General features: G+C 44.8%; 14 protein-coding genes. 8 read left to right on the top strand and 6 right to left on the bottom strand.

The window, feature by feature from the left end:
* Positions 1-215: 215 nt before the first annotated feature.
* The 3 genes from PY364_RS11700 to acnB all read right to left on the bottom strand — a co-directional run bounded on the left by PY364_RS11700 (position 216) and on the right by acnB (position 4,804).
* Positions 216-1,151 carry a polysaccharide deacetylase family protein gene (locus PY364_RS11700; RefSeq protein ID WP_275522699.1) on the bottom strand — a complete coding sequence of 312 codons (936 nt, stop codon included), beginning with the start codon at positions 1,149-1,151 and terminating at the stop codon, positions 216-218.
* 209 nt (positions 1,152-1,360) lie between these two features.
* A complete protein-coding gene (locus PY364_RS11705; RefSeq protein WP_275522700.1) occupies positions 1,361-1,816 on the bottom strand; it encodes a DUF29 domain-containing protein in 456 nt (151 codons plus the stop codon).
* Between the two features lie 381 nt (positions 1,817-2,197).
* Entirely contained in the window at positions 2,198-4,804 is a 2,607-nt protein-coding gene (gene acnB / locus PY364_RS11710; RefSeq protein WP_275522701.1) for a bifunctional aconitate hydratase 2/2-methylisocitrate dehydratase, read from the bottom strand.
* Between the two features lie 460 nt (positions 4,805-5,264).
* Between acnB and PY364_RS11715 the strand changes: the two genes are divergently transcribed.
* From PY364_RS11715 to PY364_RS11730, 4 genes are all read left to right on the top strand, one after another.
* A complete protein-coding gene (locus tag PY364_RS11715; RefSeq protein ID WP_275522702.1) occupies positions 5,265-9,743 on the top strand; it encodes a PAS domain S-box protein in 4,479 nt (1,492 codons plus the stop codon).
* Between the two features lie 416 nt (positions 9,744-10,159).
* Complete coding sequence (locus PY364_RS11720) at positions 10,160-10,348, top strand: hypothetical protein (RefSeq protein WP_275522703.1); 189 nt, start codon at positions 10,160-10,162, stop codon at positions 10,346-10,348.
* Between the two features lie 315 nt (positions 10,349-10,663).
* Entirely contained in the window at positions 10,664-11,296 is a 633-nt protein-coding gene (gene rimM, locus PY364_RS11725; RefSeq protein WP_275522704.1) for a ribosome maturation factor RimM, read from the top strand.
* Between the two features lie 354 nt (positions 11,297-11,650).
* Positions 11,651-15,199, top strand: a complete 3,549-nt coding sequence (locus PY364_RS11730; protein ID WP_275522705.1) for a PAS domain S-box protein — start codon at positions 11,651-11,653, stop codon at positions 15,197-15,199.
* A 299-nt stretch (positions 15,200-15,498) separates the two neighbouring features.
* Here PY364_RS11730 and PY364_RS11735 read toward each other — a convergent pair whose 3' ends face one another.
* Both PY364_RS11735 and rimI read right to left on the bottom strand, forming a co-directional pair.
* Positions 15,499-17,970 (bottom strand): ATP-dependent Clp protease ATP-binding subunit, encoded by a 2,472-nt coding sequence (locus PY364_RS11735; RefSeq protein ID WP_275522706.1) that lies wholly within the window; start codon positions 17,968-17,970, stop codon positions 15,499-15,501.
* A 352-nt stretch (positions 17,971-18,322) separates the two neighbouring features.
* Positions 18,323-18,952, bottom strand: a complete 630-nt coding sequence (rimI, locus tag PY364_RS11740; RefSeq protein ID WP_275522707.1) for a ribosomal protein S18-alanine N-acetyltransferase — start codon at positions 18,950-18,952, stop codon at positions 18,323-18,325.
* Between the two features lie 132 nt (positions 18,953-19,084).
* On the opposite strand from rimI, the gene lysA reads away from it, so the two are divergent.
* From lysA to PY364_RS11760, 4 genes are all read left to right on the top strand, one after another.
* Positions 19,085-20,497 carry a diaminopimelate decarboxylase gene (gene lysA / locus PY364_RS11745; RefSeq protein ID WP_275522708.1) on the top strand — a complete coding sequence of 471 codons (1,413 nt, stop codon included), beginning with the start codon at positions 19,085-19,087 and terminating at the stop codon, positions 20,495-20,497.
* Positions 20,498-20,566: 69 nt separating this feature from the next.
* Entirely contained in the window at positions 20,567-21,508 is a 942-nt protein-coding gene (gene cdaA / locus PY364_RS11750; protein WP_275522709.1) for a diadenylate cyclase CdaA, read from the top strand.
* A gap of 67 nt (positions 21,509-21,575) precedes the next feature.
* On the top strand, positions 21,576-22,322 hold the full coding sequence (locus PY364_RS11755; RefSeq protein ID WP_275522710.1) for an isoprenyl transferase: 747 nt from the start codon (positions 21,576-21,578) through the stop codon (positions 22,320-22,322).
* Positions 22,309-22,488 carry a hypothetical protein gene (locus PY364_RS11760; RefSeq protein ID WP_275522712.1) on the top strand — a complete coding sequence of 60 codons (180 nt, stop codon included), beginning with the start codon at positions 22,309-22,311 and terminating at the stop codon, positions 22,486-22,488. Before PY364_RS11755 ends, PY364_RS11760 begins: the two co-directional genes overlap by 14 nt.
* Positions 22,489-22,660: 172 nt before the next feature.
* Here the strand turns inward: PY364_RS11760 and PY364_RS11765 are convergent, their stop codons facing one another.
* Complete coding sequence (locus PY364_RS11765; protein ID WP_275522713.1) at positions 22,661-23,641, bottom strand: XDD3 family exosortase-dependent surface protein; 981 nt, start codon at positions 23,639-23,641, stop codon at positions 22,661-22,663.
* Positions 23,642-23,686: the final 45 nt, after the last annotated feature.

Below are 23,686 nucleotides of genomic sequence, written 5' to 3' on the forward strand. Positions count from 1 at the left end.
TAAAAATATTAACATTTCTGAGAGCTACTGTATATACCTCGCCAAGAATAAGCTTGAGGGTGGGATCGGTAGTGAATCTAGGGAAATTGTACCCGTAGATCGATTTCCAACTGCCATTCCTAAAGAAAGATGTAACGGGCAGGTGCAAAAAACGAAGTGCGATCACTTCCGTTATTTCCGGTGAACACTTACCACATATAGGTGATTCTGTCAAACTACCACTTCTTTCCTTTTAAAGTAGAAGCTTGATGGGCGATCGCAATCAACCTTTTAGTTGATATTGTCTTGTTAACCGTTATCCGAGATATTCGGTATTGATTTGTAAACCAGTTGATCCTCATTATATTATTGTCATATAAGAAGCCACTTAAGTAGTATTTAGGCAAAAGCTTTTCAACCTTTCTATTTGTTGAACCAAAGGGATAAGCTACGTGGGCACTCACAATTTTATTCTTATCTAAATCCCGCGTACATTTTCTTAAAGCTAATTTAGCGGCTGCAAGTTCAAAATCTAAATCTTTAGGCGATATTTTTGCTAAATCTTTGTGATTGAATCCATGAGATTGAATATCATAAAATCCCTTTTGATATCCTTCTCGTAGATCGCTACAAGTAGTATGGGACAAATAATCTCCACCATTATCAACACCCATAAATCGAGGATTAATAAATAAAACAAATTTGACCTTTTCTTGATATATTTTTTCCAGATTTTCTAAGATAGGTAAGCCATTTGTATGAACGCCTTTATAACCGTCATCAAAAGTAAGCATAATTGGCTTGTGACCGATATGTTGAATTGGTATCGGCTTAGATTTGTTGATAAAATATACAAAAAGATCCTGAGAGGATAGAAACCAAAACTTTTCTTGAACTAGGTATTCTAAAATTTTGGCTAAATTTTGCTTAGTGTAGTCATTGGTAAATGCCAGTCGGTGAGGTGGATTTTCCGCAGGGTTTTGAGTATCTATAATGTCGTGGAAGCCTAAAATAGGAATCCTAACTGAATCAGTCCCTACACTCCAGCCAGATATAGTTAAACTCAGTAAAAATATCAATAAAATATAGAGTAATTTGGCTTTGTGGATCAGATAAAATTTTAATGTCCCTACAAATTTTCTACCTCTGAGCTTTTTCTTTCGCTGATTCATCTATATTCTCCGCTGTCTGTTTCCTTTTAATCTTTACCATTGTTGGGGACAGATTCAGCAATAATCGCAAAATTTTTACTAATTAGTTTAACTTATGTAACTAAGGGGCCAGATTCCAAAAATATTAATCCATTCATGGAATGGCCGATTAGAAATAGGGTATTTATCAAGTGCTTTTAGATAAGTGCGTTTCGCTTATCCCTTTTAACTTATTCATCAAGCAAACTTACTTTCAAAACTTCTTCCAGAGTAAAAGGCGATTCCTTCGGCAAAAAGTTTAACTTAATCCCCGTTTCCTCCGCAGCTTTCTGACGAGCTTTTCCATAACAATCATCAAACACTTCTAAAATCAAAGGTTGTAAGCTTGGACTATCTTCTAGCAATCCTTCAATACAAATTCGCTGCTCGGTGATGGTACTACGCCAACTTTGACTACGTTTATCTGGCTGATATTCCCATTTGAGTAAGTGCATTAAAAGCACAATTAAACGACTTTTCACTTCTCGTTTTTCACTTCTCCCCATACTTTCGATTTCTTCAACTAAATTCGGAATATCTATCTGATTAAAATTTCCTTCTTTTAAATGTTGAGCAGTAGCTTGTATCCACAGATAAAAGTCTTCTTTGTAAAGATTACTTTGTGTTGTGATAGATTGACTAATCATAACTAATTTCCTTCACTCAGACAGGACTTACGCAAACCAAAGAAACCGGGTTTTTTGACGAAAATACTTCGTTGTTACCCACAGATTCTCTCAAAAACCCGGTTTCTGGAACCATGAGCGTAAGTCCTATCATAACTTTGGTTAATGGGCCAGAATCTAAAATACAGTTTCTTTAAACAACCTTATCATCAAAAGTAAATTCGGCCAATATTCTCTCGGAGTCTCCTGAATCTCCTGCAACAACTCAACAAATTCTGCACCAATCCGAGGTATCGTTAAAAAAAGGTACGTAGTTGCGCTTCAGCGCTCTTTCGTATGCTATCGACTACGTACCTGCATTAAGAGTAAGAGGGCTAAAGCCCAACTACGTACCTATAAATATTACTTCACGGCCGCAGGCATACCCAAAAGGTCCTCAATCCGAGGCATATCTTCTAAAGCAATCACCCGCCCTTCATCCTCAAAACCAGCAATCCGATCGAAGTTCAAATACTGATACAAATTATCAGCAAAAGGTTCAATCTTCTTACTCACAATGTCCATGTATTCTTGCACACTTGGCATCCTCCCTAACATGGCACAAACAGCAGCTAATTCCGCAGAACCGAGATAAACTCGCGCATCCTTACCCATGCGGTTATTAAAGTTACGAGTTGAGGTAGAAAACACTGTTGCCCCATCTTCAACCCGCGCCTGATTACCCATACAAAGACTGCATCCCGGCATCTCTGTGCGTGCTCCAGCCGCTTCAAAAGTTGTGTAAATTCCCTCCTGTTTTAACTGATATTCATCCATCCGAGTTGGGGGACAAATCCATAACCGGGTTTTCACTGAGGTTTCCCCTTCTAACACCTTCGCAGTTGCCCGATAATGACCGATATTTGTCATGCAAGAACCGACAAATACTTCATCAACTTTGTCGCCTACTACTTCACTTAATAACTTAACGTTATCCGGGTCATTGGGAGCCGCGACAATGGGTTCTTTAAGCTCATTCAAATCAATGTCAACGATCTCTACATACTCGGCATCAGCATCAGCTTCCATTAACACCGGATTTGCTAACCATTGTTCCATTTTTGCCACCCGCCGCATCATTGTTCGGGCATCTACATAGCCCCGCGCTACCATGTTTTTCAACAGGGCAATATTAGAACGTAAATACTCGGAAACCGTCTCGACGCTTAACTTAATTGTGCAACCAGCACAGGAACGTTCTGCTGATGCGTCTGTTAATTCAAAAGCTTGCTCAACTTTTAAGTCTGGCAAACCTTCAATTTCCATGATTCGCCCAGAAAAGACATTTTTCTTGTTCTGTTTATCGACTGTTAGCAAACCTTTTTGGATGGCAATATAGGGAATCGCATTTACCACATCTCGCAGGGTAACACCAGGTTGCAATTCACCTTTAAACCGGACTAAAACTGATTCCGGCATATCCAAAGGCATCGCGCCTAAAGCAGCAGCAAAGGCAACTAAACCGGAACCGGCAGGAAAGGAAATTCCCAGGGGAAAACGAGTGTGAGAATCACCACCAGTTCCTACTGTATCTGGTAATAACATCCGGTTTAACCAGGAGTGAATAATCCCATCTCCTGGCCGCAAAGAAACTCCGCCGCGTTGGGCCATGAAATCAGGTAATTCTTGGTGAGTTTTGATATCTACTGGCTTGGGATAGGCCGCTGTGTGACAGAAACTTTGCATCACTAAATCGGCACTAAATCCTAAACAAGCGAGTTCTTTTAACTCGTCTCTGGTCATTGGCCCGGTGGTATCTTGGGAACCAACTGTTGTCATAATTGGTTCGCAGGAAGTACCGGGACGAACACCTGGTAAACCACAGGCTTTTCCTACCATTTTTTGCGCTAAGGTGTAACCTTTGCCCGTATCTGTGGGTGACTGGGAACGGGTAAAGATTGTGGTTGGTGCTAATCCTAAAGCTTCGCGGGTTTTATCGGTAAGAGTGCGACCAATTAATAAGGGAATGCGGCCGCCGGCGCGAACTTCGTCTAAAATTGTGTCAGGTTTTAGGGTAAAAGTAGAGATAACTTCGCCGTTTTCGTTAGTAATTTCGCCTTTGTAGGGATGAATGGTGATTACCATTCCTGTTTCCATTTTACTAACATCGCATTCGATAGGTAATGCGCCCGAATCTTCAGCGGTATTGAAGAAAATCGGCGCGATCGCAGTACCTAGAATATATCCTCCATTCCGTTTATTCGGCACAAAAGGGATATCATTACCAATCTGCCAAAGCACTGAATTGATTGCAGATTTCCGGGAGGAACCAGTACCCACGACATCGCCCACATAGGCGACGGGATGACCTTTTTGCTTCAATTCTGCGATCGCACTCAAAGATCCCGGTAGCCGTGTTTCTAGCATTGCCAAAGCGTGTAACGGAATATCCGGCCGCGTGGTAGCATGGGTAGCAGGGGAAAGGTCATCAGTGTTCGTTTCTCCCGGAACCTTGAAAACACTAACAGTAATGGTTTCTGGCAAAATTGGCTTAGAGGTAAACCACTCAGCATTTGCCCAAGAGTCGATTACCTGCTTGGCGTAGGGATTGATTTCTGATAAGTTAAGAACATCGTGGAATGCGTCAAAGACTAACAGGGTTTTGCTGAGTGCGGCTGCTGCTGACGCAGCCATCGGTGGCTGACTAGAGGATAGCAAGCTGATTAAAGATTGCACGTTATAGCCGCCTAGCATCGTTCCTAGCAGGTAAACGGCCCACTGCGGCGCAATTAACGGGCTATGAATTTCGCCTTGCGCGATCGCAGTTAAAAAGCCAGCTTTGACATAAGCGGCCCCGTCTACCCCCGGCGGCACGCGATCGCGTAACATCTCTAGTAACGCCTCTTCTTCCCCCGCCGGCGGATTTTTTAGAAGTTCGCAAAGTTCAGAAGTTTGTGCTGCATTCAGCGGTAGCGGTGGAATTCCCATTGCTGCCCGCTCAGCCGTATGTTTGCGGTAAGATTCTAGCATGATTTTGTCTCCTCAGATGGCAGTTTTGGACTTTAAACGGGCGATTTTCCCTTGTAGATCGGGAGCTTACCTTCCCAACTTAGAAAAAAGCCTCACCCTTATAAAAACTTAACGCAACTAAACAAACTGTGGATTTCAATACTGATGTGGAATTTGCCCCAAACTACCAAGATGGGGGAAAGAGGGCCATAGGCGATCGGTGAATCAAAGCTGGCAAACAGAAAATGCTAACTCTCCTACCTTTATGTAGTCTGGGAATAGGCTAAGAGGAGCCTGAGTTTAGCCCTGCCAACCTCACGGAATAATATCCTCCCTTAAATTTTAGTAACAAAATCTTTATTACTCAAGCCAAAAAATGTAATATAAAATACAGGGATCAAACAATTTCACCTCGTCAGCATCAGGGATCGTTGAATTGTTAGACCTAAAATAATTTGGAAAAGGGTGCAGGAGCCCAAATGTGTACAACAGAAAAGTAGAATTTCTCAATCAAAAACCAAATCACTCCAATATGGAACAATGCTTTGGTTGTGCTTTAAGGCAGGAAGTAGAAATGGCGTTGCAAGAAAGCAAAGAAATGTTGGGAGCGATCGCCCCAACTGCTCCATTGCCCTTGGCAGTTAGTCGCGCTAGTGATGCAGCTATTCTATACTGCAACGACTTATTCGCCCTCACCTTCGGAGAACTATCCCCAGAGCTAATCGGTCGCAAATTACCTGAATTTTACTGCGATCCAGCCGATCGGCAACCCTTACTGGCACTGCTCGAAAGCCAAGGCTATGTCCGCGAGGCAGAAGTGCGGCTTAAAAAGAATGATGGGACGGTATTTTGGGCATCCGTATCAATGCGATCGCTGACATTGCATGGAGAAGCCGCAATCTTATCTATATTCTCCGATATCACCGACCGCAAACGAGCTCAAGAAGCACTCCGGCGGCAAGCCCTCACCTTCGAGAATATCTACGATGCAGTAGCGATCGCCGACACTCTTGGCCGAATTATCGACTGGAACCCCGCAGCCGAAAGCATTTTTGGCTATACCAAAGCCGAAGTAATCGGCAAAAGTACAGAGATTTTTCACTCCTCCTCAGAACAGGCGACAGCGCTGACCCATGATATCTTATACGGTCTAAGAAATTCAGATCGCTGGTCGGGAACAATTAACTTCACCCGCAAAGATGGCAGTCACGGCGTATGCGAAACCACTGTAGTGATAGTAGCCGATGAATTTGGCAAGGCGGTGGGCGCAATGGCAATCAGCCGCGACATTACCCTAGTCAAACGTTCGGAAACAGTAGAGCAAGAATTACTCGCATCCATACACTCGCGAGCCCGCCAGCAAGCAGCCGTAGCTTACTTGGGACAACAGGCCCTTGTGGAAAGCGATTTGTCCGCACTCATGGACAAAGCTGTAATTCTAGTTGCTCAAACCCTGAATGTGGAATATTGCAAACTTCTAGAACTGCTCCCTGGCGGACACGCTTTTCTGTTACGAGCAGGTGTGGGATGGCAAACAGGACTGGTGGGGAATGCTACAGTCAGTGCCTCTACTAAGTCTCAAGCGGGCTATACCTTGCTTGTGGGTGAGCCGGTGACAGTCGAAGATGTGCGCCTAGAAACCCGCTTCAGCGGTGCACCCCTATTGCACAACCACCGCGTAGTCAGCGGTGTTTCTGTGATTATCCCCGGTAATTGGAGCAGAGGATCTCTTGAGCAGGGGAGCGGGGGAGCGGGGGAAATCAGGGAGATAAATCGAACCCAGTCTCCCAGTCTCCCGGTATCGCAGTCTCCGAGTCTCCCATTCTCCCCATCCCGCGCTTGGGGCGTACTGAGCGCTCACACCAAAGGGCGAAGGGAGTTTAGTCAAGATGACGTTCATTTCCTGGAAGCGATCGCGAACGTGCTAGCGGCCGCTATCGAGCGATCGCGATCGGAAGAACGCCTGCAACTGATGGAACGTGCGATCGCTTCCAGCAGCAACGGTATTATCATTACCGACGCTACACAGTCAGACAATCCGACGATTTATGTCAACCCCAGTTTCGAGCGGATGACCGGCTATCAGCGGGACGAAATTATCGGTAAAAATTGCCGAATTTTACAACGTGCTGATAGAAATCAACCAGCTCTTAAGGAAGTGCGAACAGCCCTTAACGAAGGCAAAGAATGCCAAGTCGTCTTACAAAACTACCGTAAAGATGGCACTCCTTTCTGGAACGAACTTTCCATTTCACCCGTGTACAACACGCGGCGACATCTCACCCATTTTGTCGGCATTCAAACCGACATCACCGAACGCAAACGCTCAGAAGAAGAATTGTTTTTAAAGTCCCAAACTTTAGCAACTTTCAGCGCCAATCTCAAGCAGCTCCACCGGATTACAACTTACAACTATCAAAACTTTGAAGAACTATTTACCGATTACCTGCTAGCCGGATGCGAAATCTTTGGTCTGTCTACAGGTATTATCAATCAAGTTGAAGGTGAATACTGCATTATCCGTTCTGTTAAATCAGACATTGAATGTTTGCTACCCGGAGTCGAATCAGAATTAAAAAATACTTATTGTTCGGTACCGATCAAACTCAAGAAAACCGTTACCTATGCCCATGTAGGTAAAATAGTGGAAATGCAAACGCACCCTGCTTATCAAAAATTTAAGCTGGAATCTTATATAGGCACGCCTATATTTGTGAGTGGAAGTATTTACGGTGTGTTAAGTTTCTCTTCAACACAAATAAGAAGCAAAAATTTTGAAGCCCGCGAAACAGAAATCATCGAGCTGATGGCGCAAAGCATCGGTAGGTTTCTCGCCGCCCATGACACAGAAATAGAACGCCAGCAAGCAGAAAAAGAACGGATAGAACTAATCGCATCTCTGCAAGAAAGCGAAGAACGCTATCGCCGTTTAGTAGAACTTTCTCCCGAAGCGATCGCCGTCCATAGCGAAGAGAAAATAGTCTATATCAATGCTGCTGGAGCTAGACTTGTCGGTGCTAAATCTGCCCAAGAACTGATCGGATTTCCGATATTTAACCTCGTCCACCGCGACTATATGGAGGTAGTCAGAGTCCGCATTCAGCAAGTAGAAGAAGAAAACAAAAAAACGAATCTGATTGAACAAAAGATGATTCGGCTAGATGGAAAAGTAATTGATGTGGAAATAGCAGGTATCCCCGCTACCTATCAAGGTAAAGTAGCAACTCAGATTATCATCAGAGATATAACGGAACGCAAACGCGCCCAACAGCAACTCCTCCATGATGCCTTTCACGATGTTCTCACTCAACTGCCAAACCGTGCCCTATTTATTGAGCGCGTTGGTCAAGCTATCCGTCGTTCCAAACAACAGCCAGATTATAAATTTGCTGTCCTATTCTTAGATTTAGATCGTTTTAAGGTTGTTAATGACAGTCTGGGGCATACTGTGGGAGATCAACTGTTAATTGCGATCGCACACCGCCTTACCTCCTGTCTCCACCCTTCTGATACCGCCGCCAGACTAGGGGGAGACGAGTTTACAGTCCTACTAGAAGGCATTCAGAGTCTGGGTGATGCTACTATCATTGCCAACAATATCAACCAAGAGTTTGCTCACCCCTTCAACCTCCAAGGACACGAGGTATTTACCACCGTTAGCATCGGCATTGTTTTCAGTCAAAGTGAAGTGACTGCAACAAGTGAGGAAGATTGGAAGTACCAACACTGCCCTATGTACAACCATCCTGAAGACTTGCTGCGGGACGCTGATATTGCCATGTATCGCGCTAAGGCTCTTGGTAAAGCCCGCCATGAGGTGTTTAACTTGGCCATGCACGACCAAACTATTTCCCTGTTGCAATTGGAAATTGATTTGCGGCGAGCAATTCAGGAAAGTTGTCACATTTCAGCGGCCTTTGGGAGGGCCGATTTTTCGCCAAAGCAGGCAAGTTTGATGCAAAATCTGGCTTTAGAAAGTTCTCAGTTATCGGAACATAATCAACACTTAAAGGGGAATTCGGCAATTCTCGATTCTAAACCCCTTTTGCTGTACAATCAACCCTCACGAAATGGGTCGAAAACTCTTAGCAATGGCAATTCTGCCAATACTAAATTATTGCTGCATTATCAGCCGATTATTTCACTTTCTACTGGCAGAATTAGCGGTTTTGAGGCGCTTGTACGCTGGCAACACCCAACAAGAGGTTTAGTTTCGCCTGCTGAGTTCATTCCGGTAGCAGAAGAAACTGGTTTGATTATTCCTTTGGGCGCTTGGGTTTTGAGGGAAGCTTGCCACCAGTTGCGTATTTGGCAAGAACTATTGGTGAAGGAAGAAGGAAGAAGGAAGAAGGAAGAAGGAAGATGCGATGTTCCAAATTTATCTAATTACCAATTACCAATTACCAATTACCAATTACCAATTACCAATTACCCACTGACTATGAGTGTCAATCTTTCGGGTAAACAGTTGGGACAAATAAATTTGTTTGAGGAGATTGATGAGATTCTGCAAGAAACTAACTGCGATCCAAGCAGTTTAAAGTTGGAAATTACCGAAAGCGTAATTGTGGAAAATGTGGCTAAAGCTAGCACTATGCTCGGACAATTGAAAGCGAGAAATATTCGGCTTTCTATTGATGATTTTGGTACGGGTTATTCCTCTTTGAGTTATCTGCACCGCTTCCCGCTTGATACTCTGAAAATTGACCGTTCTTTTGTCAGTCGCTTGGGTGGAGGTGGTGCAGCTAGCGGTCGCCCTCTACAAATTGTACGCGCGATCGTGACTCTGGCTCACAATTTGGGGCTCGATGTGATTGCAGAAGGTGTGGAAACAAAAGAGCAGTTGGCGGAACTTCAGCAACTTGAATGCGAACACGCTCAGGGATATTTGTTATCGAGACCTCTCGACAGTGTGGCGGCAACTGAGTTTCTACAAAAAATGTTAACTGGTAATGGGTAATTGGTAATGGGTAATGGGTAATTGGTAATTGCTAATTACTCACTGCCCCATCCTACTCAAAAGTTAAAATTTTAAGAGATTATCCGTATATCTACGTACAAATTTTAACTCTACTTAGATTTTCGGCAATTATTCGTGTATCCACGTACAAGTGCCTGATGTGATTCAATTTCAAGTAATTATCTCTGTCAAACCCTTGATCCCTCATGTGAATTTGCTGCTTAAGTGATTAATGTCACACAAAAAAAATACTAGGATCGCACTTGAGTAAGGTATTAATCACAAAATACTGTGACTATAATCACATTTAAGCAATGTTTTGAATCACAAGACTTGATTTAAAAAAAAGGCACAGTATATTTACTAGCATTCCTTATTTAAGAACTACCCATTTTACGAAAAGGAATCCAAATGTCATGTCTATCTCGCAACTTACATTAGAAGAACTATTTGGTCAGGTCATGTTTTCCAGCGTCGTTACTCGCAATGACCGCCAGCAAATCAGATCGGCACTTTTAGGTGGTGGACTTAACGAAGACGAACACGCGATTATCAATAGATTGCTATACAATGTGCGGCGTGGATGGGTGAGGATTATCGACTAAGACTGCAAAACCTCACTTATAATAATTACAAGAAATAACATTGAATCAGCGGATAGGGTTAACCGCTGAGTATTTTCGTGTTTGTGAGCTGTGCGATCGCGGATTAAAATTCCCAAAGAATAATTTAAAATATAAAGTATAGCAACCGCTTTCGTCAGTTAGGACACTCGCTCATGGCCCAAACCATTAACTCTGTTCCCTTCTTCCCCTTCTTTCTTGAGCATCGTAGCCTAAGCGCCCCTAACGGTTTACCGGAATTGTACTAGAAAAGCTTATACTGTAGGCTGAAACTACTAGAATTACGTATAAACTGATATGTCTGACTGGATAGCAATCGGTACAATTGTCGCGCCTCAAGGTTTAGATGGCGAAGTGCGGGTCTATCCCAACTCCGACTTCCCAGAACGTTTTTTAGAACCGGGACAGCGTTGGATGCAGCGCCCCGGCAAAACAGAGCCCGAACCAATAGAGTTTTTGGGAGGGCGTTACATTCCTGGAAAAGGAATTTATGCGGTGCAGTTAGCAGGAGTGGAGAACATAGACGAGGCAGAAGCGCTGCGGGGTTGCCAACTTTTCGTTTCTGCAAGCGATCGCCCTCATTTAGAGGAAGGTGAATTTTATGTCCGAGATTTAATCGGCTTGGAAGTATTTTACCAACAGACTGGTGCACTGTTAGGTACTGTGGTTGATATAATTCCAGCGGGTAATGACATTTTAGAAGTAGAATTGCAGCAGAAACCTGAACCAAGAAGCATTGTAGAGGAAGAGTCTGCTGTCGGGGAAGTAGCGACGCACCCCAGTCAACGCCGCAGTAAAAAACAAAAGCAACGCCCTCTCAAGCCAAAATCAAAAACTGTTTTAATTCCCTTCGTTACAGAAATCGTCCCCATTGTTGAAATAGAGCAGCGCCGGATTGAAATTACGCCTCCACCTGGTTTACTTGATTAACGATAAACTTATATTTTTAGTCTTGCCTTATTATTAAAAAAAGAGGAATTTCTATGATTTAATTAACAGAGTTATTGTATAAATTTGGCTTGCATAAAATTCTGAAGCTGTTGATACACAAATTTAAAAAAATATACTAAACTTAGTCATAGCACAGAAGTTCCTTTTAATTCTTGATAGAGAGTTGCTTAATTGAGTTTTTAGCAGCAATTAATCAAAGGAGAAGTTCAATTTTATGAAACAGAAGCGAAAACCGAACGTGACAGGATGGAAGACCACAGTTAACTGTAATAATTATCCTAACAAAAATTGGCTCGGCAGTTCCAACACAATCCCTCAAAGAGGTTTTTGGCAATGGCTAACCATCCCTTAGAAACAGAATTAACCAAGAGACTTACTCTATTAGATGCCTTTTTCAGCTCCGCCGCAGTGGGAATGTGCATTTTTGACGAACAACTGCGATTTGTAGATATTAATGAAACCCTTGCTCAAATAGATGGACTGTCAGTCGCCGATCACATTGGCAAGACTCTAAGTGAAATTGTGCCAGGTCTTGCAACAATTTTAGAGCCAATCAACCAGCAAGTGATCGATACTGGTATTCCTGTCCTCAATTACGAACTCAAGGGAGAAACTCCGGCTCAGCCAGGGGTACAAAGGCATTGGACAGCCTCTTTTTTTCCGCTTTCCGACAACTTAGGCATCAGCGTCGGTATCGGTACAATCGTAGTAGAAACAACTGCTCAAAAACTTGCTCAGGCTGTACAGGAAGAATTAATCGATTCTTTACACAAAAGCGAAGCCAAACTAAAAGCTGCCGAAAAATTAGCTCACGTTGGTAATTGGGAATTCGATATTGCCACAGGTTATTTTACTTGGTCAGATGAACTTTTTCGCATTTTTGGACGAGATCCAGATCAACCGCTCCCTAATGCTTTAGAAGACTGCCTTTCTATCCATCCCGATGATTTAGAATACTGGAAAACCCACATCAATGCTGCAATCAGTCGGGGCGAAGCTTATGAGATCGACTTTCGGATCGTTCCACCAGGAGGTGAAGTTCACTATATTTCAGATCGCGGACAGCCAGAGATTGTCAACGGAAAAGTGGTGCGATTATTCGGCACTGTTATGGATATTACCGCTCGGAAGCTAGCAGAAATTGCACTGCAACAAGCAAATGAGGAACTAGAAAACAGAGTTGCACAGCGGACTGTCGAATTAAGCAAAACAATAACTTCCTTGAGTTTGGCTAACGCGCAGTTGCAAAATGAAATTGCCTCGCGCCAATTGGCAGAGAAAGCGTTACAGGAAAGCTTAGAGCGGTTTGAATTAGTCAGCCAAGTTTCTTTTGATGGAATTTGGGATGGGCGATTTGTTTGGGATGAGAGCGGGAATTCGCGCGAAGAAGTTTATTTTTCGCCGCGATTAAGGGAGTTAATTGGCTTAAAAGAGCAGGATTTATACAACAGATCGGAGAGTTATACTTCCCGTATTCATCCTGAAGACCGCGATCGCGTTGGTAATGCTCTTAATGCTCATATGAGCAGTGGACTTCCCTACCAAGATATCGAATACCGAATTTTAACTAAGAGCGGATTTTATCGTTGGGTTAGTGCTAGAGGGCAGTCTCAGTGGGACTCCCAAGGTCGAGTTCTACGATTTATTGGTTCAATTCGTGATATTACTGAGCGCAGACAGGCAGAGGCAGAACTACAACAAACTCAAAAATTTTTAGAATCAGTGCTAAATAATTTGCCTGTTTCTGTTGTCGTTAAAGAATCTTCAGATTTGCGGTTTGTATTGTGGAATCCAGCGTCTAAAAGTTTGCTCGGATTTGGGCAAGAAGAAGTCATTGGTAAAAACGACTATGACTTTTTACCTAAAGAGCAAGCTGACTTTTCTACGCTCAAAGATCGGGAAGTATTAACTAGCGGTCAAGTTGTAGATATTCCCGAAGAATTGATTCAGAATAAGCAAGGCGAACAAAGGATAGTACACACGAAAAAAACTGCGATTTTAGATGCTAATGGTTCCCCAGCTTATTTGTTAGCTATTGCTGAAGATATTACTGAGCGGAAACGGGCGGAAGCTGCTTTGCAGGAGAGTGAGAAAAGATATCAGACTTTAGCAAGATTATCGCCTGTGGGCATATTCAGAACCGACGTTAATGGGCAGTTTTGGTATGTTAACGATCGAGCTTGCGAGATCATCGGGCTAGCTGAAGTGGAAGTGCTAGAAATCGGTTGGTCGAGTGTATTACATCCTGATGACCGCGATCGTATTCTCAGCGAATGGCATCAGTCTACAATACAAGGCGTAGCGTTTCGCTCTGAGTATCGATTTGTGCGTCCTGACGGGACAGTGATGTGGGTTTTGGGTCAATCATCCCCGGAAATTGAAGAAACGGGGGAGGTGAAAGGGTATGTGGGGACGATTACGGATATTAGCGATCGCATTAAAGTAGAAGAGTCTTTACAAGAATTTGCCAATCGCCTCGAACTTCTGAACAGAATTGCCAGTCAGGTTCGTGCTTCTTTGGAGATAGATACTATTTTAGAAACCGTTGCGGTGAGTATTCGCGATCTCTTAGATGTTGATATTTGCAGCTTTTTTTGGTACAAGACAGACTTTGAGGAACCTGTCTGGGAAGCGGTGAAGGAAGCTAACAAGTTTAGCGACCTCAGTATGATGGGTATTTACCCAGCTTCTACTATTTTACCCCTGTCAGAAAAACTGTTAAACCTCGAAATAATTTGTGTGGATGATGCCGTCAATCATAGCGATATAGAGATGCGAGAAGCGTTATTATCGCTAGGTTTTTATTCGTTTTTATCTGTGCCAATTCGGACTCCGGGAGGTGAAATTGGGGCATTAACCTGTAATCAGTTTAGCGATGCGCGGCCTTGGAGCGAGAGTGAAGTAGAATTGGTGAAAGGAGTGGCAGATAATTTGGCGATCGCAATTTCTCAAGCAGAACTTTATAAGCAAAGTCAGATTTCTGCTCAGATTGCCCAAGAAAGGGCGCTACAATTGGAGGAAGCTTTACAGCAACTCCAGCGCACTCAAACTCAGCTAATTCAGTCAGAAAAAATGTCTTCTCTGGGTCAATTAGTAGCGGGTATTGCTCACGAAATTAATAATCCTGTGAGTTTTATTTACGGGAATATTGACCCTGCTAGGGAGTATATTTCTGATTTGCTGGGTTTATTGGATCTTTATCAATTGGAATATCCAGAACCGACGAAGACTATAGTTTCGGAGATGGAAGCTATGGATTTGGAGTTTATGGTAGAAGACTTGCCAAAACTTTTAGAATCGATGAAGGTGGGAGCTGAGCGAATTGGAGAAATTGTGCTTTCCCTTCGCAATTTCTCGCGGATGGATGAAGCTCAAATTAAAGATGTGAATATCCATGAGGGGATTGATAGCACGCTGAGATTGTTGCAAAATCGGCTGAAGGCTCAACCGGATCATCCAGAGATTGTGGTGGTTAAAGAGTATGGAAAGTTGCCGTTGGTGGAGTGTTATGCTGGTCAGTTAAATCAGGTGTTTATGAATTTACTGAGTAATGCGATCGATGCTTTGGAGGAGCGCGATCGGAGGCGATGCGCTGAGGAAGTTAAGGCTAATCCTAGTATAATTAAAATTGGGAGTTATGTTGTTGATTCTCAGCGGATTGGGGTATTTATTACTGATAATGGGCCGGGAATACTGGAGTCGGTGCGAGCTCGAATTTTCGATCCATTTTTTACAACTAAGCCTGTGGGGAAAGGGACGGGATTGGGATTAGCTATTAGTTATCAAATTGTGGTGGAGAAACATTTGGGGAGTTTGCGGTGTCATTCTGTGCGGGGTGAAGGGACGGAGTTTGTGGTGGAAATTCCTGTCAAAAGGAGTTAGTGCGATCGCGTTTATATAGCAACCGCCAAGACGGTTAGGACAACTTTATTTGTTTGAGAACTTACGTAACGCCGCCTTCTAGGCGGTGCTCTAACCGCCCAGAGGGCGGCGTTATGCAATCAGTCTTAATCGCCTTGGCGGTTGCTATACATGACGAAAGCGGTTGCTATATTTATTATTTTAGCACAATACAGCGGGAACCGCTGTAACAAAAAAAACGGTAGAGAATTACCATTCTCTACCGTTTTTATTCTCTGATTTCTTCCCGCAATTTCAAGCAGGAAAAAACAGCAGATTTACTATTCAGCAACTTGAGGTAAAAGTTCCCGTTTTTTACCTTGGATGACTTTCACCTGACCATCATCGTCAACATCAACAACGGCGCTATCACCATCTTTAATCCGGCCAGAAAGGATTTCCTCAGCTAGTACATCCTCTAACAAGCGCATAATTGCGCGGCGTAAAGGTCTTGCACCGTAACTTTGGTTATAACCTTCTTTGACAAGGCGCTCTTTAAAAGCCTCAGTAACATCGAGGGTAATACCCTTTTCTGTCAAGCGACCAAATACCTCGTTGAGCATAATCACCGCGATTTCTTTGATTTCGTCCATGATCAATTGACGGAAGACGATAATCTCATCGAGACGATTGAGGAATTCTGGGCGGAAATAGCGCTTGAGTTCTTCGTTCACTAAGGAGCGAATGCGGTTGTACTGGGCATCTGCTTGGTTATCTGCAAACTCGAAACCAATGCCTGTACCGCCTTTCTCAATTACCGTCGAACCGATGTTTGAGGTCATAATCAGCAGCGTATTCTTGAAGTCTACGGTGCGACCTTTGGCATCTGTTAAGCGCCCGTCTTCTAATATTTGCAGGAGCATATTGAAGACATCGGGGTGGGCTTTTTCGATTTCATCGAAGAGTACCACTGTGTAGGGGCGACGGCGGACTGCTTCTGTTAATTGACCGCCTTCGTTGTAGCCGACGTATCCGGGAGGCGAACCGATTAATTTAGAAACAGTATGACGTTCCATGTATTCTGACATATCGAGTCGAATCATGGCTTCTTCGGAACCGAAGAAGTAGGAGGCGAGAGCTTTGGTAAGTTCGGTTTTACCAACGCCGGTGGGGCCGGAGAAGATGAAGCTGGCGATCGGGCGGTTGGGGTTTTTCAAGCCTACCCGTGCCCTACGAATGGCGCGAGAGACGGCTTTGACTGCTTCTTCTTGACCGATGAGCCGCTGATGGAGGGTGTCTTCCATGTGCAGCAGTTTCTCGGATTCGGATTCGGTGAGTTTATTGACGGGTACGCCTGTCCAACTTGCCACGATTTGGGCAATGTCTTCTTCGGTGACGTTAGGAGAAACGTCAGTGTCGCTCTTGCCTTCGGTTTTTTTGGTCTGGGAGATGGCGCGAATTTCGGCTTTGATTTCCATTTCGCGATCGCGCAGTTCCCCAGCTTTGTCAAAATCTTGAGAGCGTACTGCTTCGTCTTTTTCCTTAAGAACTTGACGCAATTCTTTGTCTAGTTCTTTGGCGGCGGGGGGCAGTTGAGAGCTGAGCAAACGGACGCGGGAACCTGCTTCGTCTACTAGATCGATGGCTTTGTCAGGTAAGTAGCGATCGCTAATATATCGATCTGAAAGTTTGGCTGCTGCTTCTAAGGCAGAATCCAAGATTTTGAGTTTGTGGTGCTGTTCGTAACGTTCCCGCAACCCGAACAATATTTCGATTGTTTCTTCAACTGTCGGTTCCCCTACCATTACTGGCTGAAAACGTCGCTCTAAGGCAGCATCGCGCTCGATATGTTTGCGGTATTCATCGAGGGTTGTAGCTCCGATGCACTGCAATTCTCCTCTAGCTAAAGCTGGTTTAAGAATATTAGCAGCATCGATCGCACCTTCGGCAGCACCAGCACCAATCAGGGTGTGTACTTCGTCTATGACTAAGATGACGTTACCCGCTGAGCGAATTTCGTCCATGATTTTTTTGAGGCGTTCTTCAAATTCGCCTCGGTACTTAGTACCCGCTACCAGCAAGCCAATGTCCAGAGTGACTACGCGCTTGTCTTCGAGGATATCTGGGATATCATTATTGGCGATGCGTTGGGCTAAACCTTCTGCGATCGCAGTTTTACCTACCCCCGGTTCCCCAATCAGCACGGGGTTATTTTTAGTCCGCCGTCCTAAAATTTGGATTACCCGTTCGATTTCTTTCTGTCTTCCCACCACTGGGTCGAGTTTGCCATCAACGGCCATTTGGGTAAGGTTGGCTCCAAATTCGTCCAAGGTGGGTGTCTTGGTGCGACCCGTTGAACTACCGGCTGTCACCTCAGCGGTTTCACCCAGCATTCGGATCACTTGGGTGCGGACTTTCGAGAGGTCTACCCCCAGATTTTCCAGCACTCTCGCAGCTACTCCCTCGCCTTCCCGGATTAGACCTAAAAGCAGGTGTTCGGTGCCGATATAGTTGTGTCCGAGTTGGCGAGCTTCTTCTAGAGATAATTCTAGAACCCGCTTCGCACGAGGGGTGAAAGGAATTTCCACCGCTACGAAGCCAGAACCCCGACCAATAATCTTTTCAACTTCGATCCGAGCGTCTTTGAGGTTGACACCCATCGATTTGAGCACCTTCGCCGCAACCCCTGTGCCTTCGCCAATTAGGCCCAAGAGAATCTGTTCAGTACCCACAAAATTATGCCCCAGGCGGCGAGCTTCCTCCTGGGCGAGCATGATCACTTTTATGGCTTTTTCTGTGAAGCGTTCAAACATTGCTATCTCCCATCACCTGCTATATGCCCATTTTGAGGTCACGCCAGCCTGCGCGATAAAACGCACATTCGAGAGTGAACTCGACGCTGAGTTATGGGGCGTGACACTTTCAACCGCTCTGCCGTTGAGGCTACGGTTGAGCTTCTAGGCTACCGTTACAGGGTGGCTTTCAACTGGGAAGGCCCAGATGGTGGCTGACCTACAACCTCCCCTAGACTGCAAGAAGATTTATCTTCTCGACCTGTGCCCAGCCTACTACTACGTATTGATGGATTGTAGCACAACCTTACCCGCTGTCATCTGCTTGTGGCCAAACAGGGGATCGTTAGAGGAATTAAAAATTAAATATTTTTTAAATCCATTCGCAGTTTGCCGAAAGTAGGCGATCGCGAATTTCCCCCTCCCACTTAGCTAAATCCTGCTCAAATTCTGGCTTTTGAAGACCACCTCGCCATAGGATTAAAGCATCTTCCCCACTATCTTGATAATAGCCGCGTCTACGTCCAGCCTCCTGAAAACCGAACTTTTGATAGAGAGATATTGCGGCCAAATTAGACGATCGCACTTCTAAAGTAGCCCACTCCAGTTTTCGCCGATCGGCTGACTTTAGCAAAGCATAAAGCAGAGCTTGCCCAAAACCCTGACCTTGATAGTCAGGATGAATAGCCAAAATCGTAATATGAGCCTCCTCTAAAATTGACCAGAGACAGCCGATTCCGATTAGAGATGGGGAAGATACCGAAGTTAAATCTTCCTTAATCTCCCCCGCTCCCCCTCTCCCCTGCTCCCCTGCTCCCCTGCTCGCCTGCTCCCCCGCTCCCCCGCTCCCCCTCTCCCACAGACCCAATAAATCGCTGCTAGAACTGTCTAGCTCTCGGCTATAGCCTTCCAAAGTCCAAATTCCACCAAAACAAAGCTGGTCGAGTTCGACGACTGCTGGTAGGTGTTCCAGTGCAAGATGTTTAATTTCTATCAAAGGCACAGCCGTCAATTGTACACTAGAAAATAAACTAGGGATTGACCATCTTAAGTAACAAATCCTTCCTAGTCTAGATGATTAATGACTAATGACTAACGACTAACGACTAATAACCAAAAACACTTAATTATCACGATGGTATCAATTCAATCTGTTGAAGTTCAAAATTCTGGACTTCAGTATCTATCTGACTCTAAAAATACCCCGCAGACGCGATCGCCGAACCAGGAACTTTTACCGCTCACAGCTAGGGTTAACAGTCAAGATCGCTTGGAAATTGGGGGTTGCGATGTAGTTGACCTGGTTGAGCAATTTGGTTCGCCGATCTATATTTTAGACGAGGTGACATTGCGAACGGCTTGTCGCCAGTATCGGGAAGCCTTAAAACGCTACTATCCAGGGGAGTCTCAAGTTCTCTACGCTTCAAAAGCGTGGAGTTGTATGGCAGTTTGTGCGATCGCATCTTCCGAAGGTTTAGGCATCGACGTGGTATCTGGGGGCGAAATCTATACTGCTCTCCAAGCTGGCGTTAGTCCTAACAAACTCTACTTTCACGGTAACAACAAATCTCGAACCGAACTAGAACTAGCGATCGAAAGCGGCTGTACAATTGTTGCCGACAACTGGCTAGAATTATCAACTTTGGTTGACATTCTGGAAAATAGAGCAACCCAACCAGTGCGGGTGATGTTGCGATTTACTCCAGGGATTGAGTGTCACACACACGAGTACATTCGGACAGGCCACCTTGATAGTAAATTTGGGTTCGATCCCAACGATCTCGATCGAGTCTTTGCCTTTCTAAGCAAACAACCCTCATTATCCTGCATTGGCTTACACGCTCACATCGGATCGCAGATTTTTGAACTGCAACCCCACGCAGATTTAGCAGGAGTTATCGCCGAAGCATTCGTCAAAGCAAGTCACTACGGTCTACCTGTGGGGGAAATCAACGTTGGCGGTGGCTTAGGCATCAGCTATACTGAAGCGGACGATCCTCCCACGATCGAAGCTTGGGTAAAAGTAATTGGCGAATCGGTAGCAGCAGCTTGCCAAAAGCTGGAAATACCTTTACCGAAATTGCTTTGCGAACCAGGGCGATCGCTAATTGGCTCAGCTTGCGTCACCGCTTACACAGTTGGTTCCAAAAAAGTCATTCCCGGAATGCGGACTTATCTAGCTGTAGATGGCGGGATGTCAGACAATCCGCGTCCGATTACCTACCAATCAGTATATCGAGTAGTCGCAGCCAACCAAATGTCCGCTCCTTTAACAGAGACAGTGACAATTGCTGGCAAACACTGCGAATCAGGCGATATCGTGATTAAAAATGCTCAGTTGCCAAAATCAAAACCGGGAGATGTCCTGGTAGTTATGGCGACAGGTGCTTACAATTACAGCATGGCCTCTAACTACAATCGGTTGTCTCGACCAACAGCCGTTTTAGTCAGAGATGGGGAAGCAAACGTTATCATACAGCGTGAAACTTACCAAGACTTACTAAGGCAAGACCGCTTGCCCGAAAGACTCGTCAAACAAGTGGAATAAAAGACGGTTCATGTTTCATGGTTCATGCTTCATGGTTCAAGGTTCATGGCTAGCAGCGAACTATGAACCATGAACAATCAACAATCTAGTTTTGACATTAACAGTGCGGGCTTTTTGCAATATCCCCCTGTATCCTTTTTAATTCACGGGCTGGATCTCGGATTGGTCTTTGCCCTAGCGTACATGGTGCTTGTCATTATTGGAGAACGCCGGACGCTGTGGATGGTAAGGGGGTTTATTGTTCTGATGTTAGCTACAGCGATTAGTAACTGGGCTGGATTGAGGTTGCTGCACATTGCCCTCAATAGTTTAGTGACTGGTTCCGCTGTGGCAATGGCAGTGATCTTGCAGTCGGAATTTCGCCGATTGCTGGAACAATTAGGTCGGGGTGAAATTCTGCAATTGTTTGGGCCAGGTCGCAGGTCTATTCCTGAGCCTGATAGTGTAATTGATGAAATTGTGGACGCAGTTAAAGAACTTTCACAAAATCGTACTGGGGCTTTACTCATTCTTGAAACTGACTCCCCGATTGACGAGCGGGATTTTTCAGTACCAGGTGTAAAGCTGAATGCTGAAGTTTCTAAAGAACTTTTGCAGACTATCTTTCAGCCAAAAACTCTCCTCCACGACGGGGCGACGCTGATTCGAGGTTCTCGGATTGTAGCGGCGGGGGTAATCTTGCCACTTTCGGAGCGTACTGCATCGCGGCAGTTGGGAACTCGTCACCGAGCGGCGATGGGAATTACAGAGCGAGTGCAAGCTTGTATCTGTGTGGTTGTTTCTGAGGAAACGGGTTCTATTTCTTTGGCTCAGATGGGAAACTTAAACCGACCTTTGACGAGTAGTAAACTCAAGGAGTTGTTAGAGGCAAAGCTTAACCCCTCTGAGGGAGAGAGAGTAGCGCCGCCACTCCCTATAGGCAATCTGGGACGGCAGATAGGCTATAGGGCATCGGCTGTGATTTCGCGGATATTACGCCGTCCGCCACCAAGCAATCGCGATAAAAATTGAGGCAGTTAAGAGTTAACAGTTAACAGTTAACTGTTAACCAGAATAGGTTTCCACCTCGGAATTATATATGAGTCCAAAGTTAATTTTACAAGAGTTGCCGGCTGACCTCGACCGGGAAAGATTGCCTAAGCACGTAGCAGTGATTATGGATGGTAATGGCCGTTGGGCTAAGCGTCAGGGGTTGCCTCGAATTGCGGGCCACAGTCGGGGAGCGAGTACGCTGAAGGAACTGCTACGGTGCTGCAAGGATTGGGGCATTGAAGCGTTAACTACCTATGCTTTTTCGACGGAGAATTGGGGCCGGCCTTTGGAAGAGGTAGACTTTTTGATGAGTTTATTTGAGGGTAAGTTGCGCCAAGAATTGCGGGAGATGGTAAAGGAGGGGGTAAAAATTAAGTTTATGGGAAATTTACAGGCTTTGCCGAAGTCTTTACAGGCAGAAATTGAGCGTTCTGTGGCTGAAACTGAGCAAAATCAGGGGATTCGGTTCACTGTGGCGACGAATTATGGGGGGCGTGAGGAGATTGTGCAGGCGGCTCGTGCGATCGCATCTCAGGTAAAGTTGGGACAGGTGCAACCGGAGGAAATTGATGAGGCTTTATTTAAACGCTATCTCTATACGGCTGATGTTTGCGATCCTGATTTGTTGATCCGCACCAGTGGGGAAATGCGGTTGTCAAATTTTATGCTTTGGCAGATGGCTTATGCGGAAATTTATATTACTGATACTCTATGGCCGGATTTTGACCGCAAGGAGTTTCACCGAGCTCTGTGTGCTTACCAACAAAGGAATCGCAGGTTTGGGAAAGTTTGAAGGGATCTGGGGAGCGGGCGGGGCGGTTTCATTATCGGGTTGTCAGCAGGTACGATCGCGATCGAATAAAAGCGATCGCTATCTGATAAAAGCTGAAGCGATCGCCAAAAAAACAAAATATATTATATATTCTAACTTTAATCAGATTTCTGAAAAAAGTCAATGACCCACGCAAGAAGTTAGGAAAGAGATATCCTTTCTGGTTGATATTACTCTTGGTGATTTTGGGGATTTTGCTCGGAAACTCCATACAGTGTTTACTTGAACCACTGATTCAGCAAGCCCTAATTAACAGTTAACAGTTAACAGTTAGCTGTTAACTGTTAACTGTTAACTTTCTATGCGTTTGCATCAGCGCGGCGCTGCTTCATTTTAGCTTTCACTAAACCCAAACCACCCAAAGCTAAACCGAGCATAGTAGCAGGTTCAGGTACGGGTTGACCAGGGGTGACAGGAGCTTCTGTGGAGGGTAATGTTGCAGTCAGCATCATTCCATCGTTAGTGCATTCTTCCAACAAAGTGATAACTGCATTGGCTGGGTTCATAAATTGACCGAGCAAGCTTTGGCTGAAGCTAAATCCTACTGTGTATTTACCAACACCGCCTAAGCCAGCAAAACCACTAACCAAAGAAGCAATCTCACTGGCTCCTAAGAAGTTAATATCACCTACTTTAGTTCCGGTTTTAATAGAGTTTAGCTGACCGTAGCTTGTGTCTTGGCTGACACCATTTGCATTAGTTAAGTAGCTCTTAGCTTCGGCGACAGTAGCACCGCCATAGCCTATTGCTCCTCCTGTGGTGCCAGTATTTGTATTGGGAGCATTGTTGTTAACCCAACTCTGGTATTCACTGAAGGTAGTGAATCCAGAATTTTGTTGAGTTACGCTCTGTGCCGTGACACCACTGAAAACACCAGTGCTGGCAACGCCAGAGTCATTGGTACCGGCAAAGCGGATACCAAACAACGATCCCGTAGCGCTAGCGTCTTTTAAACTCTTGCCTGTGAAGTTGAAGAGTATGTCGCCCCAGCCAATGTTTCCGTCTGCGGCTCCGCTATAAGCTTGTCCAGCCAGAGCGAGGTTAGCATTGAAGGCTATGGAAATGATGCCGTCATTTGCCTTCATTGCCATACCGTACATTTCATAATTGCTATTTTTACCAACGCCGACATTGCCATCATTGCCGTCTGCGAAGGAATCCATCGTATAAGTCCAGTTGGAGCCGAGCACCTGAGCTTCAGCGGCTTGTCCAGTTATTAAGCTGACGCAGACAGCAGCAGCAGTGACACCGATTAATGTGGAAAGATTGCGAATTTTCATAGCGTTTAACCTCTTGCTTCCTTTCTTGGTCTATAGTGACAATCC

It is taken from the genome of Kamptonema sp. UHCC 0994 (genome assembly GCF_029167235.1).
Taxonomy (GTDB): domain Bacteria; phylum Cyanobacteriota; class Cyanobacteriia; order Cyanobacteriales; family Microcoleaceae; genus Kamptonema.

Coding starts and splice junctions, on each gene's coding strand:
- PY364_RS11700 (WP_275522699.1), bottom strand. CDS start 1,151: ATGAATCAGCGAAAGAAAAAGCTCAGAGGTAGAAAATTTGTAGGGACA.
- PY364_RS11705 (WP_275522700.1), bottom strand. CDS start 1,816: ATGATTAGTCAATCTATCACAACACAAAGTAATCTTTACAAAGAAGAC.
- acnB (WP_275522701.1), bottom strand. CDS start 4,804: ATGCTAGAATCTTACCGCAAACATACGGCTGAGCGGGCAGCAATGGGA.
- PY364_RS11720 (WP_275522703.1), top strand. CDS start 10,160: ATGTCTATCTCGCAACTTACATTAGAAGAACTATTTGGTCAGGTCATG.
- rimM (WP_275522704.1), top strand. CDS start 10,664: ATGTCTGACTGGATAGCAATCGGTACAATTGTCGCGCCTCAAGGTTTA.
- PY364_RS11730 (WP_275522705.1), top strand. CDS start 11,651: ATGGCTAACCATCCCTTAGAAACAGAATTAACCAAGAGACTTACTCTA.
- PY364_RS11735 (WP_275522706.1), bottom strand. CDS start 17,970: ATGTTTGAACGCTTCACAGAAAAAGCCATAAAAGTGATCATGCTCGCC.
- lysA (WP_275522708.1), top strand. CDS start 19,085: ATGGTATCAATTCAATCTGTTGAAGTTCAAAATTCTGGACTTCAGTAT.
- cdaA (WP_275522709.1), top strand. CDS start 20,567: ATGAACAATCAACAATCTAGTTTTGACATTAACAGTGCGGGCTTTTTG.
- PY364_RS11755 (WP_275522710.1), top strand. CDS start 21,576: ATGAGTCCAAAGTTAATTTTACAAGAGTTGCCGGCTGACCTCGACCGG.
- PY364_RS11765 (WP_275522713.1), bottom strand. CDS start 23,641: ATGAAAATTCGCAATCTTTCCACATTAATCGGTGTCACTGCTGCTGCT.